Source organism: Piscibacillus salipiscarius (assembly GCF_042685285.1).
In the GTDB taxonomy this organism is placed as follows: Bacteria; Bacillota; Bacilli; order Bacillales; family Alkalibacillaceae; genus Piscibacillus; species Piscibacillus salipiscarius.
In genome coordinates, this window is record NZ_JBHUMZ010000019.1 from 175,493 (window position 1) to 189,727 (window position 14,235).

At 39.3% G+C, this 14,235-nt stretch carries 15 protein-coding genes and 1 riboswitch; of the genes, 4 read left to right on the forward strand and 11 right to left on the reverse strand.

Going from position 1 to position 14,235, the window contains the following annotated elements; all coding sequences use genetic code 11:
• Positions 1-47: 47 nt before the first annotated feature.
• From hpaI to hpaB, 5 genes are all read right to left on the reverse strand, one after another.
• Entirely contained in the window at positions 48-956 is a 909-nt protein-coding gene (gene hpaI, locus ACFSW4_RS07860; RefSeq protein WP_054752731.1) for a 2,4-dihydroxyhept-2-ene-1,7-dioic acid aldolase, read from the reverse strand.
• A 21-nt stretch (positions 957-977) separates the two neighbouring features.
• Positions 978-1,958: a 3,4-dihydroxyphenylacetate 2,3-dioxygenase gene (gene hpaD / locus ACFSW4_RS07865; protein ID WP_377328529.1), complete on the reverse strand. Its 981-nt coding sequence runs from the start codon at positions 1,956-1,958 to the stop codon at positions 978-980.
• Between the two features lie 22 nt (positions 1,959-1,980).
• Positions 1,981-3,477 carry a 5-carboxymethyl-2-hydroxymuconate semialdehyde dehydrogenase gene (gene hpaE, locus ACFSW4_RS07870; protein ID WP_054752735.1) on the reverse strand — a complete coding sequence of 499 codons (1,497 nt, stop codon included), beginning with the start codon at positions 3,475-3,477 and terminating at the stop codon, positions 1,981-1,983.
• A gap of 279 nt (positions 3,478-3,756) precedes the next feature.
• The gene (locus ACFSW4_RS07875) at positions 3,757-4,221 is read right to left on the reverse strand and encodes a flavin reductase family protein (protein ID WP_377328531.1); all 465 of its coding nucleotides are present in this window, start codon (positions 4,219-4,221) and stop codon (positions 3,757-3,759) included.
• A 22-nt stretch (positions 4,222-4,243) separates the two neighbouring features.
• Positions 4,244-5,731: a 4-hydroxyphenylacetate 3-monooxygenase, oxygenase component gene (gene hpaB, locus ACFSW4_RS07880; RefSeq protein ID WP_377328533.1), complete on the reverse strand. Its 1,488-nt coding sequence runs from the start codon at positions 5,729-5,731 to the stop codon at positions 4,244-4,246.
• A 134-nt stretch (positions 5,732-5,865) separates the two neighbouring features.
• Between hpaB and ACFSW4_RS07885 the strand changes: the two genes are divergently transcribed.
• Positions 5,866-6,762 (forward strand): LysR family transcriptional regulator, encoded by an 897-nt coding sequence (locus ACFSW4_RS07885; RefSeq protein ID WP_377328535.1) that lies wholly within the window; start codon positions 5,866-5,868, stop codon positions 6,760-6,762.
• Between the two features lie 179 nt (positions 6,763-6,941).
• On the opposite strand, the gene ACFSW4_RS07890 is transcribed toward ACFSW4_RS07885, so the two are convergent.
• The 4 genes from ACFSW4_RS07890 to ACFSW4_RS07905 form a co-directional block, all read right to left on the reverse strand.
• Complete coding sequence (locus tag ACFSW4_RS07890) at positions 6,942-7,766, reverse strand: MetQ/NlpA family ABC transporter substrate-binding protein (RefSeq protein WP_054752741.1); 825 nt, start codon at positions 7,764-7,766, stop codon at positions 6,942-6,944.
• Between the two features lie 18 nt (positions 7,767-7,784).
• Positions 7,785-8,447, reverse strand: a complete 663-nt coding sequence (locus ACFSW4_RS07895; RefSeq protein WP_054752743.1) for a methionine ABC transporter permease — start codon at positions 8,445-8,447, stop codon at positions 7,785-7,787.
• Entirely contained in the window at positions 8,437-9,453 is a 1,017-nt protein-coding gene (locus ACFSW4_RS07900; protein ID WP_054752745.1) for a methionine ABC transporter ATP-binding protein, read from the reverse strand. The genes ACFSW4_RS07895 and ACFSW4_RS07900 overlap by 11 nt, the downstream gene beginning before the upstream one ends.
• Before the next feature lie 89 nt (positions 9,454-9,542).
• Positions 9,543-9,658, reverse strand: a riboswitch (SAM riboswitch).
• 286 nt (positions 9,659-9,944) lie between these two features.
• Positions 9,945-10,892 (reverse strand): MBL fold metallo-hydrolase, encoded by a 948-nt coding sequence (locus ACFSW4_RS07905; protein WP_377328537.1) that lies wholly within the window; start codon positions 10,890-10,892, stop codon positions 9,945-9,947.
• 115 nt (positions 10,893-11,007) lie between these two features.
• On the opposite strand from ACFSW4_RS07905, the gene ACFSW4_RS07910 reads away from it, so the two are divergent.
• On the forward strand, positions 11,008-11,628 hold the full coding sequence (locus ACFSW4_RS07910) for an alpha/beta family hydrolase (protein WP_377328539.1): 621 nt from the start codon (positions 11,008-11,010) through the stop codon (positions 11,626-11,628).
• Positions 11,629-11,696: 68 nt separating this feature from the next.
• The gene (locus ACFSW4_RS07915; protein WP_054752747.1) at positions 11,697-12,059 is read left to right on the forward strand and encodes a nuclear transport factor 2 family protein; all 363 of its coding nucleotides are present in this window, start codon (positions 11,697-11,699) and stop codon (positions 12,057-12,059) included.
• A 36-nt stretch (positions 12,060-12,095) separates the two neighbouring features.
• Here the strand turns inward: ACFSW4_RS07915 and ACFSW4_RS07920 are convergent, their stop codons facing one another.
• Both ACFSW4_RS07920 and ACFSW4_RS07925 read right to left on the reverse strand, forming a co-directional pair.
• Complete coding sequence (locus ACFSW4_RS07920) at positions 12,096-12,551, reverse strand: substrate-binding domain-containing protein (protein ID WP_369404856.1); 456 nt, start codon at positions 12,549-12,551, stop codon at positions 12,096-12,098.
• A gap of 6 nt (positions 12,552-12,557) precedes the next feature.
• A complete protein-coding gene (locus ACFSW4_RS07925; protein WP_279401442.1) occupies positions 12,558-12,977 on the reverse strand; it encodes a LysR family transcriptional regulator in 420 nt (139 codons plus the stop codon).
• A 109-nt stretch (positions 12,978-13,086) separates the two neighbouring features.
• Here ACFSW4_RS07925 and ACFSW4_RS07930 point away from each other — a divergent pair, with 109 nt between their 5' ends.
• Positions 13,087-14,169: a citrate/2-methylcitrate synthase gene (locus ACFSW4_RS07930; RefSeq protein ID WP_377328541.1), complete on the forward strand. Its 1,083-nt coding sequence runs from the start codon at positions 13,087-13,089 to the stop codon at positions 14,167-14,169.
• The last annotated feature ends 66 nt before the right edge of the window (positions 14,170-14,235 follow it).

A 14,235-nucleotide genomic window follows, 5' to 3' on the forward strand; every position in this document is an offset into this window, starting at 1 on the left:
AAACATTTGAGGTAAGCAGGCTAACCTTAGCCAGCTTACCTAATAGTTTAAATTAATTTATAATCCTTTAGCGTCTGACGAATATCATCTTGAATACTTTCAGATGGTAGATCCATCGGCAATCTTAAGACAGGTTCAATTTTACCCATCATACCTAATGCCGCTTTAACTGGCGCAGGGTTGGTATCTTTAAATAACACGTCATTTAATCGCATCAATTCATAATGTAATTCTTGCGCTCTTTTTACGTCACCATTAAACCATGCATCGTGCATTTCGGCCACTTTCTTTGGCTCAACGTTCGCTGTTGCACTAATGGAACCTGCTCCGCCTATTGCTAGCATTGGATAACAAAGTAGCTCGATTCCAGAGAATAATAGAAAATCTCTTCCGCAATTCAGGAGCACTCGGTTAACATGTTCAAAGTCCTTATTCGATTCCTTAACACCTATAATATTTGGGCAATCCTTCGCAAGCTTAGCTAACGTTTCAACCTCTAAGTTTTTCGCGGTACGACCCGGTATGTTATAGACAATAATCGGAATGTCTACTGAATCCGCTACGGTTTTAAAATGCTTATAAAGCGCCTGTTGATTTGGCTTATTGTAATATGGAACGATTACCATCGCAGCATCTGCGCCCATTTCCTGCGCTTTCTTTGTTAAGTACATCGTCTCATCGTGGTTGGTTGACCCTGTGCCAGGCGCAAAAGGCACACGACCATTAATCGTTTTAGCTGCATTTTCCATAACTTGAACGCGCTCTTCAATCGTTAATGAACTTGGTTCCCCAGAGGTTCCTGTTACTGAAATAGCATGCGTCCCATTTTCTAACTGGTACTCGATCAGTTCTGATTGTTTTTCAAAATCAACTTCATAATTCGATTTAAAAGGGGTAATAACGGGCGTAATAGACCCTCTTAATTTCTGCTTAATCTCTTCATATTGCTTTGACATACTTAATCCTCCTAACTAGTGTTAAATCATAAATTGAGGTTTGGTCTTTTTAAGCTTCGGCTCACCTGTTTCAACCGGCTCTTCCGTGTGGACATCTAAAACAATCGACGCTTCATCAAACCAGCTATCAGGCGCTTCATGTCCCCAGAACGTTTGACGTAATGGGTCATTTAAGTCCCACTTAATTGGTTTAAAATCAGGATCACTGGTTAAATAATCTCCATTGTAGAGTTCAATGCGGTGACCATCAGGGTCTCTTAGGTATAAGAAAAAGGCATTTGATAAACCGTGCCTACCTGGTCCACGTTCAATGTTTTTCGCATAGCCCATTGAAGCTAAAACGTCGCAACCATCGATTAAACTCATTGGATCTTTCAACCAGAACCCAATGTGGTGTAAACGCGGGCCAACTCCGTTCATAAACGCCACATCATGTACACTCGGCTTACGATGAAGCCATGCTGCCCAAATTTGTTCTTGATCATCAACGGTATATTCCGAACAAGCAAAACCTAAGTTATTAATGTAATAATCATAATTTTCTTGAACGTTTGTTACGGCACAGTTAAAGTGATCAATGCGTTGTACTTTGGCACCTTTATATAAGTCATAGCGTTGTAGTAGCCGATCAACTGAATCCATCTCAGCATAAAACTCTACAGGCAAACCTTGAGGGTCTTGAATGCGGAAAGAACGACCCAAAGCGTGCTGAGTTCCTTTTTCAAGCCATCTAACTTTTGTGCCTTCGTTTTCGAAGTAGTTTGCTAGTTTATCGAGATCCTCATCTGAATAAACCTTATAGCTCATGACTTCAAGCACAGGTTTTTCACGCTTTTTTAGGAGTAAACTATGGTGATTGTGTTCTTCAAGTCCTCTTAAAAAAACGCTTTCAGAATCAAGTTCAGTAACGATAAAGCCTAATGCTTCATAAAATTCTTTTGAACGCTCTAAGTCAGTTACGTGTAAAACGGCACGGCCACAACGAATAATATTTGAATTCATAACACTTTCTCCTTCCCTGTTTTTATTTACCAAACTGCGGAATATGATGGTCTTTGACTGAAACATGAATAATCTGAGTCTCAGTATAAAATTCGAATGCGTAAAAGCCACCTTCACGGCCAATCCCACTATGTTTAGAGCCACCAAATGGCGTACGTAAGTCACGAACATTTTGTGAGTTCACCCACAACATCCCTGCATCAATGGCTTGAGCAACTCGGTGACCACGCTGAATATCTTTAGTCCAAACGTACCCTGCAAGACCATAACGGACATCGTTGGCTTTTTCGATGACTTCTTGTTCATCTTTAAACGTCATAACGGCAATGACAGGTCCAAAAATTTCCTCTTGGACAACTCGCATATTTTGATCAGCATTTAAAAGTAACGTTGGCGCAACGTAATTTCCTCTACTAAACTCTTCAGGGACCTTTCCACTATAAACCTCACAGCCTTCTTCTTTAGCAAGGTCAATGTAACCTTTAACATTATCGTAGTGATTACGATGCACTAATGGGCCAACTTGAGTGTCAGGGTCCATTGGGTCACCGACACGAATGTTATCAACACGTTGTTTAAGTTTATTAATGAAATCATCGGCAATATCTTCATGAAGATAAACTCTAGAGTTAGCCGTACAACGCTCACCATTAAAGGAGAATACTCCCCATGTACATGCGTCTAGTGCACGCTCTAAGTCAGCGTCATCAAAAATAACAATTGGCGACTTCCCGCCTAACTCCATCGAGAATTGTTTTAGTGCATCTGCACCATTTTTCATAATTTCTGAACCTGTCGTTGTTTCACCTGTGAATGAAATTAACGGAACATCTGGGTGTCTAACTAAAGCAGCACCCGCCGTTTCACCATATCCGTGAACGACGTTAAATACACCTTTTGGTAGACCTGCTTGATCAATCACTTCAGCAATGCGGTTGGCCGAAAGTGGCGACCACTCAGCTGGTTTTAATACGACTGTATTACCTGTTGCTAATGCCGGGGCGATTTTCCAAGTTTCAAGCATAAATGGCGCATTCCAAGGTGTAATAAGACCTGCCACACCAACGGGCTTGCGCACCGAGTAATTAATAAATTCATCATCAACTTGATAAGCTTCACCGTACAGGTGACTTTTGACCATATCCGCATAAAATCTAAAGTTTTTAGCTGAACGGGCTATCATTTTTCTCGTCTGACTAATTGGTAAACCTGTATCATACGACTCTAGCATCGCGATCTCTTCACTATGTTGTTCAATTAAATCACCGATTTTGTAAACGTAATCCAAACGCTCATCTAGTTTAAGCTGGCCCCACTCACCGTGAAAGGCATCATTAGCAGCAGCTACAGCTCGGTCGATATCCGATGCATCCCCTGATGCTACTAAATTAATTTTTTCATTTGTGTAAGGACTTAAGTTTTCGAAAGTTTCCTTGCTGCTAGCTTCGACAAACTCACCGTTAATGTACACCGAAATATCGTCGAGTTTCTGTTGTGCTGGTGCTTGATATTGAGTCACACGATCCTCTCCTTTTAATTGTTTGACAATTCTAACTATTATTTAAGTGTATTATATATGAAATTATATATGATTTCAACTTTTTGTTTAGTTATTAAGTAGTGCGAATAAGTTGGGCATAAGAGTTGAGCGCAGGTGACGACTCCAGGTCGGCTAAAAGCAGCCACCGAAAGCGAATTACAATATATGCAAGGAAAACTAATTAACATAAAGAAATGCCCAGCTCAAGCGGGTGTTTAGATTAGAATCCCGCTTAATGCTAGAGCATTTCCTTTTCACTTAAACAGGTTGATAACTCCCATACTTACCTTCAAAAAAGGCTAATGGGTTCCCGTCTGTTAATTTAATTTCTAACACTTGACCGATAAATAACGTGTGGTCACCAACTTCAAATGATTCTGCGACATTACACACAACGGCTGCAAGGGCATCGCGAATAACAGGAATCCCACTAATATAATCAAATTCAACAACACTTGGGTCATCTTTTTGCCCAGCAAAATGCATGGAAACTTCCTTCTGTTCATCCGTTAAGATGCTAACAGCGAACTGACCTGACGCCTTAATTCGCTCATACATTCTGGCGTTATGATCAATTGAAATAGTAACTAGCTTTGGATCTAATGATACGGACATAAACGCATTAGCGGTCATGCCATGAGTATCATCACCGACTTGTGTTGTTACAATCGTGACACCTGTTGCAAAACGTCCCATCGCATTACGAAATGTACGATCATCCATTGTCATCCTCCTCAGTCAGTTTTTATACGTTCAGTTTATTGCCAATGGCACTTGGTCTTGCGATATCTTCACGCTTCAAGAAATCTTTAACCATGTCTTTGTATTTTTCTTTATCATACTGATCAAAATAAGCCATCCCCATTTTGACCGGATCTCCGAAGAAGTAATATTCGTAATGAGTTTGGCGGCTACCAAAGGCACTCATTGTTAAATCCCAAGCTAAGCGGAAAATTTGAACGCGTTCAAAGCCTTCCACATTTTTACCTTGCATAGCGCGGTGTAAAATCGGTCCAATTTCTTCTGAGTTGAAGTCATCGTAGCTTGGAATACCCATCATGCCTGAAGCACCAAGGATTCTTAAAATTTCAGCTAATCGAGGGTACACTCTTGGGTACCAGTTACGAGCTGCATTTAACGCTTCAAAGTCTGGAGTCATCACACCCCACTGGTCCAGTTTAGCGTTGTGTTCAGCACGGAATAAATGGGATTTCATGTTCTCTAACGTCAGCATAATTTCAGTACCCTTGTCTTTGACATGCTGGAATCCATCAATTCCAATCGAGTCCATTAATGTTAATACAACACCTAATAAGAACTCTGTTTTAGCAATGTCTTTTGCTACTACCTGATGCGTCATGTGTACAACTGCATTTGTTTCAGCAAAAGCCCTGTTACAAATGGTTGAATCTTCTAATATAAAAATACGATCCCAAGGGACTAGCACATTGTCAAAGGCAACAATCGTATCTCCTTCTTCAAATTTAGAGCCTAACGGGTGATCATAGCTGTTTTTACCATAATCAAACGTCTCACGACTTAAGAATTTTAAGCCTGGCGTATTATTTGGAATCGCAAAAGCTAATGAATATGGATCATCTTTTTCTCCAGCTTTTTTTACTGTTGAAGGAAACACCATAATTTCATCCGTAATACCACCTTGAGTTGCAAGTAGTCTAATGCCATCCACAACTACGCCGTCATCGTTTTTCTCAACAACATGTAAGGCGACATTGGCATCTTTTTGTTCAGCCTGAATTTTTGCCCGGTTAACCTGCGGGTGGATTAATGTATGCGTTAAGCTTATGTCATTCTCTCTTGCGTACTCTGCATACTTTCTAGCATTTTCAGCGAATAGTGGATTACTTTGACCGTAAAATTCATAGGCTGCTTCCATCGTCATGACTTCTGCATTTAAGTAGTCTGGAGATCGTCCCATGACACCTTTTGTGAAGTCTTGCCACTCCATAATCGCTTCCCTTCGTTCGATTAAGTCGTCAATCGTTTTTGGAAGCATAAACGTTTTACTGACTAAATCGCCTGTCGTCGGGGATTTATACAACATTTTTTCTGGTTTTTCGTGTTGAATATCGTAAAGTTTAGCCATTGATTGGACAACGTTTTTGAAGGCAGGATGTTCCGTCACGTCCTCTACACGTTCTCCTCCGATATAAACATTGTTTTTAGCTTTTTTAAGTCGTTCGATATACTCTTTACCCGTTTTTGCTGGCATAAGATCTCCTCCTCAAAACTTTGTAAGCGCTTTTAATACTTTATATTTTGAATATTAGCACGACTTTTGGTATATTAAAAATATCAATTATGTTATATATCTATATAAAAAATATATGGGAGCTGAGTTAATCGATGGATTTCAAACGTTTAAAGTACTTCCATACGATTGCAATAGAGGGTCAAATTACGAAAGCCGCAAAAAAACTTCACATTCAACAACCTCCCCTAAGCAAAAGCCTCAAAGACCTTGAAAACGAACTAGGAGTGACTTTGTTTGACCGTCAATCTCGCAAACTTGTTTTAACTGAAGCAGGTGAAGTTTTATTTAGAAAAGTAGAAGCAATTTTTTCGCATATGGATGATGCTGTAACAGAAGTTCGGGATGTAGGAGAAGGTTATGCTGGCCAGCTTGCGGTCGGCTGTGTTAAAACTTGCTTTTCTTATATTCCAGACAAACTTAATTTATTTAGGTCACAATTCCCAAACATTTCGTTCAGGTTAAAAGAGGGCGATTCTTATACTCTAGCTGAACATCTATTGAATCATGAACTTGACTTCGCCATCATAAGACTCCCATTAGACCTTGAACCTTTTGACTACCTGCACTTACCCGATGAAAATTACGTAGCTGTTTTACCAGAGGAATGGAATGAGCTCCATGATGCGTCTATAACGATGCAGCAATTATCAGAACATCCATTGATGTTATTGCACCGCATTAAAGGGGTAGGCCAATACGAAGTGATTTTAGATAAATTTAAAAGGCGAGGACTAAATCCTAACATTATATTGGATTGTCCAGATGTGGATATGATTCTAGATTTGGTTCGCTCAGGAGTTGGTGGAACCATAATTCCAGAATCGACTTATCACCATAAAAATGTTAGCGGGATTAACATGTTAAAAATTGAAGATGAGGAAATCCCGTCTAAATCAGCAATTATTTGGTCAAAGGATCGTTATTTAACGAAAAGTGCAAGGCGTTTTATTGATATGTTTGAAATGGATACAGCTCAAATAAAAATATAACCACACACAAGGGATTCGTTCACCCTTGGGCGCGGCTTAAACTTGACGTAAAATCATTAAAACTTGACGATTATTTTGAAAAACTTGACGTAAATCTCTAAAAAGTTGCCGATACAATTAAAAAACTTAACGATAACTTGCGAAAAGTTGACGTAAATTCTGCAAAAGTTGACGTAAACCTACCAACCAATCTTATCTAAATCTACAAAAGTAGGAATTAAAGAGTCATCATAAACGTCTCTAATATGGTTCGCTACTTCTTCTGTTTGATAAATGTCTACGATTTTCTGGTACGTTTCATTGTCCGCTTCACTCGACTGCGCGGCAATGATATTAATGTAAGGTGTCGCTGTGTCGTCCTCGACAAAGATTGAATCGTTAACAGGGTTGAATCCCGCTTCAACAGCTACCCCATTATTAATGACAGAGATTGCAACATCCGGTAATACTCTTGGTGTTTGAGCTGCCACGACAGGTTCAAACTTGAGATTTTTCGGGTTTTCTTGAATTTTATCTATGGATCCATTCCCGTCAAAACCTTCTGGAAGTCCGATCAAACCAGCCTTTTCTAGTAATAGCAAGGCGCGTCCCATATTCGTCGCTTCTTTTGGAAGGGCTACGGATGCTCCTTCTGGAATCTCTTCAACACTTTTGTATTTTTCAGAGTATATCCCCATTGGCGCAATGAGCGTTGCCGCAATCGGCTCTAAGTCTAAATTACGCTCTTCAATAAATGCATCAAAGTAAGAAACCGTTTGGAAAGCGTTAAGGTCAATATCTCCGTCAGCTAATGCTAGATTTGGTCTAACATAATCCGCAAATTCTACTAACTCTATTTCTATGCCTTCTTCAGCAGCTAGTTCTTTTACTTTTTCCCATATAGGAACACCAGAACCGTTTAACCCTACTTTAACTGTATCATCTGAATCAGACCCTGAACCGCACCCTGCTAAAACAATTGCCGATATTATTAATGCTAGTGTGATGTTAATTAATTTTTTCATGAATGTTTCCCCCTAAAGTTATAATCTTCGTAGTTTTTTTGATAAAAAGTTTCCAATCATTTGAACGAATTGCACAAGGACAACGAGTAGTACGACCGTCACAATCATAATATCTGTTTCAAACCTCTGATAACCGTATGCAATCGCTAAGTCACCGAGGCCACCGCCTCCAACGAAGCCAGCCATAGCTGAAGCCCCAACTAGTCCGATTGTTGCAATCGTTAAATTTAAAGTAATTGAGCTTAATGCTTCAGGTATTAGAACTCGATAAATAATTTGCCAGTTGGTCGCACCCATCGCTTGAGCCGCTTCAACCACACCTGTATTCACCTCAAGCAAACTACTTTCAACTAGTCTTGCGACGAATGGTGCTGAGAAAAACACAAGCGGAACGACAGCCGCCGCAGTCCCAATAGATGTTCCTACTATGAATCTAGTAACTGGCAAAATGGCAACGAGTAAGATAATGAATGGGACTGACCGAAATATGTTTACAATGACATTGAGTACATTAAAAACAGGTCCATTTTCTATAAGCCCACCCTCTCGAGTAACGACTAACGCAATGCCGAGTGGTATTCCAATTAAACATGCTAGAGCTAGAGATATAAACACCATTAGTAACGTTTCATTTGTTGCTTCAGCAATTCTTGGCCACATTTCAATAATATTAACGTCCATCTGACTTCACCTCCTGGATGATCACTTGTTGTTTGATATATTCTAATGCTCTTTGGATCTCATCATCATCACCTTGGAATTCGACGATTAAATTCCCGAACGGTGAGTCCTGAAGTTCCGTAATTTGGCCGTAAAGCACGTTCACTTCTAAGTCAAATTGTTTCGCTACATTGGATAAAACCGGCTGACTTGCTGATCCGTCCGTGAACGTCACACGGTAGATATAGCGTGTTTCAACTTGGTCTAAAATAGATTTTGGTATTTCGTCATTCATCACTGTCTGAACAAATTTTTGTGTTGTCGGATGTTTTGGTTGTGAAAATAGGTTAAAAATCGATCCCGCTTCAACCACTTTTCCATCCTCCATCACGGCTACTCGGTCACAAATTTCCTTAATAACATTCATCTCATGCGTAATTATTAAAATAGTTATGTTGTATTCATCACGAACTTTTTTTAATAAATTAAGAATGGATTTTGTTGTTTCAGGATCAAGAGCAGATGTTGCTTCATCACAAAGTAAAATACTTGGCGATGTCGCTAAAGCTCTAGCAATTCCGACGCGCTGCTTTTGCCCGCCAGATAACTGGTCAGGATAATGATTCGCGCGGTCGCTTAAACCAACGAATTCGAGTATTTCATTGACCCTTTCTTTGACTTTTCTTTTCGGTGCCCCAGCAAGCGTAAGTGGAAATGCGACATTGTGAAACACCGTTTTCGTCTCGAGTAAATTAAAATGTTGAAAAATCATTCCGATTCCGCGCCTAATGCTACGAAGTTTTCCTGATGATACTTGAGACATATCTTGGCCATCAATTAAGACTTTTCCAGAACTCGGTCGTTCTAATTGGTTCACAAGCCTAACTAACGTACTTTTACCTGCACCACTGAAGCCAATCACGCCAAAGATTTCACCTTTTTGAACCTCTAAATCTACCTGATTAACCGCCTTAAATGATGTTCCTTCGTGGTCAAATGACTTGGTGACTTGATCAAATCGAATCATCTATGTACCTCCTAAACAGTAAAAAACCCTCTCCCCTTATCCAATAGGAATAAGAAGAGAGGGTTGCCATCGTGTATGTAGCCCAGCTCTTCTTATCTTTCAAGCATTCACGACATACTTGCTGGAATTGGCACAGTGTCTGATCGTCATCAGACCCGCTGCCGAGGTTTCAAAGGGCCAGTCCCTCCACCTCTCAGGATAAGAAGAATATATATTTCGGTTTTCGTTATTTAATTTGTGATGTTATCCATCATAATCTGAATTTTAATCACTGTCAATATTTTTTTAAAAATTATGTCGAAGCTATTCCGTTTGGGGTATACCAACAACAAGGATATCTACCCCGTTTTTCAGTTGATCTACCCCATTTAAAAATATATCTACCGTGAAATTTGTCGACGGAGTAAAAAACGCTTTTTAATCCACCCTATATAGCGAGATACTAACCGAAAGATAAAAAACTCCGCTCAGTGCGAAGTTTTTTCTAGTATTTATTTACTCTTAGAGAGATAATCTACAATTCCCATGGCGCATACTTGAAGATCTAAGCTTAAATACTTATAAACCGTATGGCTGCTTGGTATGTTGTGTTCAACTAGATGCGTTGTGACAATATTGCTTAAACCATCTTCTACAAGTTTAGTTTTTTCTTCAAAAGAAGCATTAGGATGATCTTCAAAAACCTTTTCCCCAACCCCAACAAAACGCGGTAACCAAAAACGGATTTGTTCATACACATGTTTCGGGTCTCGAGACCTACCGAAGTGACCGAAATATATTTGATCCACATTTAGGTTTTCAATTTTCTTAAGTGATTTTAGCATAGCGTCAGGGTCGAATTGATTTGGTGATGTCGATGGTAAAACAAAGTTTAGCCCTTCTGCTTGAGGATAGTGAACCCCTATCGTATCACCAGTAAAAATGCCGTTACTTAATGAATCATGGATACTTAAGTGATGCTTAGCATGACCAGGAGAGTCGTAGAACGTAAGCACTCTTCCTCCTATATCTAGTGTGTCACCCTCACCCTTCTCCACTAAACGTTCTTCAGGAACAGGTACGATTGGATCAAACAGTTCATCAAACTGATCACCATAGACTGCCTTAGCCCCTGCAATTAATTTCGCCGGGTCTGCTAGGTGCCTTTTACCTTTTGGGTGAACGTAAACTGTCGCATTTGGACAATGTTCTAAAAAGAGCCCTACACCGCCCGCATGATCTAAATGAATGTGAGTTACAATAATGTGCTTTACATCTTTAGGGTCAAGATTTAAATCTTCAAGCCCTTTTAACAAGTGAGGAACAGACGGGCTCGCACTCGTCTCTACAACCGTCAGTTCATCTGCGTGTAAGACGTAAGCCCCCGTACGTTCTGGCATACTTAAATCATATAAATCTATCAACGTCATATCATTACCTAAATCAATTGGATGTGTCATAATAACCTCCTGTTTGTTTAGTTCTCTATTAAACCTACTTCGATTTATAATAGAAAAAACCTTCTTTTTTTAATTTCAGATAGTAGTATAATAACGATAAAAAGGACTGAAAAATATGGAATTTATTAAAGATCATGTATTCTCAGAGGAGCGATCAATCTCATACACGCTATTAAAACAAAAAAGCCACAAACTTGCTATTGTATTGCCTGGCGCTGGGTATACAAGTCAGGCCCCATTACTTTATTATTCTACTGGTTTGTTTGTGAGTAAGGGGTTTGACGTTCTTCATGTGAATTATTCATACTCGGAAAATCAGCTTAAACAAATAGGTGCTGAAGGGTTGGGCCAAGATGTCAAACGAGTCATTAATCAAGTTGTTCAATTTTACGATGAAGTGATGGTTTGCTCTAAATCATTAGGAACTCTAGCTTTATCTCAAATTGTAGATGATTATAAACCCCAACTGTGCATCTGGCTTACCCCACTTCTGCAAAGGGACGATGTTTTCCATTGTCTTAAAATTAGTGAATTTGCAGGCCTTGTTGTTATTGGAGACCAAGACCCTTGTTATATAAAAGAACGCTATTCTGAATTAGAGCATAACCCTAACTTAAATATGACTCTAGTGAGTGGGGCTAATCATAGTTTGGAACTACAAGACAAGCACCCCACTGAGTCTATCAACATCTTAAAAAAATACCTTGCTCAATTAGAAGGAATACTAAATGCCTAATTATTTGACCTGTTTGGTTTAAAAACTTAAACTAAAATAATAGTAATTTTGGTAAAAGGAGTGATCGTATGGCTACAGAACGCCAACAATTCTTCGAAAAATTTAATGAAGCGTTCATGACGGGTGATCTTGAGTTTATTTTAAACAGTGTAACAGATGATGTACGATGGGAAATGGTCGGCGATGACATGATCGTAGGTAAAGAAGCACTTAAAGAGGCTTTAGGTGGTATGAACACGAATGACACGTTTAAATTAAACATTCATCATACGATCACTCATGGAACAGCTGCCTCTGTGAATGGTGTGATCACCTTCACTACCAATGAAGGCGAAGATAAAAAGTACGGCTTTTGTGACGTTTATCAGCTCAACAGCTTTAAATCCGGGAAAATTAAAGAGCTTACATCCTATGTAGTTGAAATGGATTAACAAAAAGGCTTTTGCGAGGTTTCGCGAAAGCCCTTTTTATTGAAACTGGAATTGTGACACAAAATCTATAAATTCTGCTTCTAACGTATGATCGTATTTCGTGATAGCATATGTACTTACAATTGGTAATTTTAATTCAGGAAGATCTACTTGCACAATCCTGCCCTCCAGCACTTCCCTTCTAATGGTTGACTTCGGTAAAAAAGACACCCCAAGTCCACTAACAATGAATCGTTTCGTAATATGGTTCTGCGATACTTTCATTGTTTTGGTGCGTGGGAAAAGCGTCTGAATATCAGAAAGTAATGACTCCCAATAAACGGGATGATTGTGCGTTAGAAGGTAATAATCCTGTAGAACGTGCTCTGCCATTAGCCCAGGCGCCACCTCAGCATCGAACCCATCATGTGGTACGCAAAGAACAACTGGATCATCGTAGAGCTTATGTTGATGCAGCTGATCATCTTTAGTTTTTTGTAAAGTAAATCCGATATCAACCTATTCACTCATTACAGCATCATCAATTTGATTAGACTCCATAATTTCCACAGAAATTTCAACTTCAGAGTGATTCTCTAAATACTTCTTCAAAACAAAAGGCATGATCGTGTCAGCTATGAGTGGCGAGATGGCAAGTTTTAGACTTTTTCTATAGCCTTGCGCATACGACTGAATCTTCTTCAGCCCTTCTTGGTGTAATTCGAGTAATTGACGTGCTTGTTTTAAATAGATTCTTCCTTCTTCTGTTAACCGAACAAATCGTTTCCCACGTTCTAAAAGCGACACACCGAGTTCTTTTTCAAGAGACTTGATATGAACGGTCACTGTTGGCTGGGAGACATATAAAGCTTCAGATGCTTTTCGAAAATTCCCTAATTCCGCTACCGTGACAAACGTCTTCATCCATGATAGTTCCATATTTCGCACCTACCATTAATATTTTTAATTAAATTAATTAAATATATTTAATTTTATTAATTAATATTACATCATATACTAAAAGTAGACAATGTAAGGAGGTATGAAGATGATCTATAAAGGACTAAAGGGAGTTGTGTGCACAGAAACGAAACTTAGTAAAATTGATGGAGAGCGCGGGAAACTCATCTATGCTGGTTACTCAGCTAAAGACCTTGCCATATCTCGTTCATTCGAAGAAGTTGCATACTTATTTTGGTACGGTCAGTTACCAAATGAGAAAGAATTTAAATGGATTCAGGATCAATTTAAGGACAATCGAGAATTACCGTTTCATTTAAAAAACATCATCAAAAGCTTGCCACCATCACTAGAGATGCTTGATGTACTAAGAACTGCCATTTCAGCTGTAGAAGTAACATCTAATGAGAGGCCTTCTATTGACGATTCGATTAAGCTTACTTCTCTTATTCCAAGTATAATCGCTTATCGTTTGCACGCATTAGGAGTTAGATCATTTCCAAGTATACAACGTGATTTAAATCATGTGGCTCACTACTATTACATGGTGACAGGAAGGGAACCTAAGCAAGAATATATTAAACCACTTGAAACGTATATGATTTTGACCATGGAACACGGGTTAAACGCATCAACCTTTTCAGCCAGAGTCACAACTTCAACCGAATCTGATTTAGCATCTAGTATCGCATCAGCTATTGGCACAATGAAAGGTCCGTTACATGGCGGTGCACCGAGCGGGGTTATAGAATTCTTGAATGAGGCTTCTCAATCTGACGATATTTCAGATTTAATTCGGCATAAAGTTAAAAGTGGGGAAAAGCTCATGGGCTTTGGTCACAGGGTCTATCAAACATTGGATCCACGCGCTATGGCTTTAAAACAAATCGTTCATGAAAATCAGAAAGCTGACAAGTGGTTTGAGTTAGCGTTGAAAGTAGAACAAGTTGCGATTGATGTACTAGCTGAACTAAAACCCGGAAGAAACCTTTATACGAATGTAGAATATTATGCAGCCGCCGTCATGAAAGCTCTAGACATTGATTCATCGTTGTTCACTGCTACTTTTACAGCTAGCCGAATAGTTGGTTGGACTGCCCACGTAATAGAGCAACGGCAAGATAACACCATTTTTAGACCAAAAGCTAAGTACGTAGGACCAACATTATAGAAAGCTTACCTGCAGGTTCACATGTTTTTCCTGCAGGTTTTTTTGAGTTTACCTGCAAGTTTTAAT

Excerpts from the sequence above, each read along its gene's own strand:
- hpaI (WP_054752731.1), bottom strand. The coding sequence starts at position 956 with ATGTCAAAGCAATATGAAGAGATTAAGCAGAAATTAAGAGGGTCTATT.
- hpaD (WP_377328529.1), bottom strand. The coding sequence starts at position 1,958 with ATGAATTCAAATATTATTCGTTGTGGCCGTGCCGTTTTACACGTAACT.
- ACFSW4_RS07875 (WP_377328531.1), bottom strand. The coding sequence starts at position 4,221 with ATGGATGATCGTACATTTCGTAATGCGATGGGACGTTTTGCAACAGGT.
- hpaB (WP_377328533.1), bottom strand. The coding sequence starts at position 5,731 with ATGCCAGCAAAAACGGGTAAAGAGTATATCGAACGACTTAAAAAAGCT.
- ACFSW4_RS07885 (WP_377328535.1), top strand. The coding sequence starts at position 5,866 with ATGGATTTCAAACGTTTAAAGTACTTCCATACGATTGCAATAGAGGGT.
- ACFSW4_RS07890 (WP_054752741.1), bottom strand. The coding sequence starts at position 7,766 with ATGAAAAAATTAATTAACATCACACTAGCATTAATAATATCGGCAATT.
- ACFSW4_RS07895 (WP_054752743.1), bottom strand. The coding sequence starts at position 8,447 with ATGGACGTTAATATTATTGAAATGTGGCCAAGAATTGCTGAAGCAACA.
- ACFSW4_RS07900 (WP_054752745.1), bottom strand. The coding sequence starts at position 9,453 with ATGATTCGATTTGATCAAGTCACCAAGTCATTTGACCACGAAGGAACA.
- ACFSW4_RS07905 (WP_377328537.1), bottom strand. The coding sequence starts at position 10,892 with ATGACACATCCAATTGATTTAGGTAATGATATGACGTTGATAGATTTA.
- ACFSW4_RS07910 (WP_377328539.1), top strand. The coding sequence starts at position 11,008 with ATGGAATTTATTAAAGATCATGTATTCTCAGAGGAGCGATCAATCTCA.
- ACFSW4_RS07915 (WP_054752747.1), top strand. The coding sequence starts at position 11,697 with ATGGCTACAGAACGCCAACAATTCTTCGAAAAATTTAATGAAGCGTTC.
- ACFSW4_RS07925 (WP_279401442.1), bottom strand. The coding sequence starts at position 12,977 with ATGGAACTATCATGGATGAAGACGTTTGTCACGGTAGCGGAATTAGGG.
- ACFSW4_RS07930 (WP_377328541.1), top strand. The coding sequence starts at position 13,087 with ATGATCTATAAAGGACTAAAGGGAGTTGTGTGCACAGAAACGAAACTT.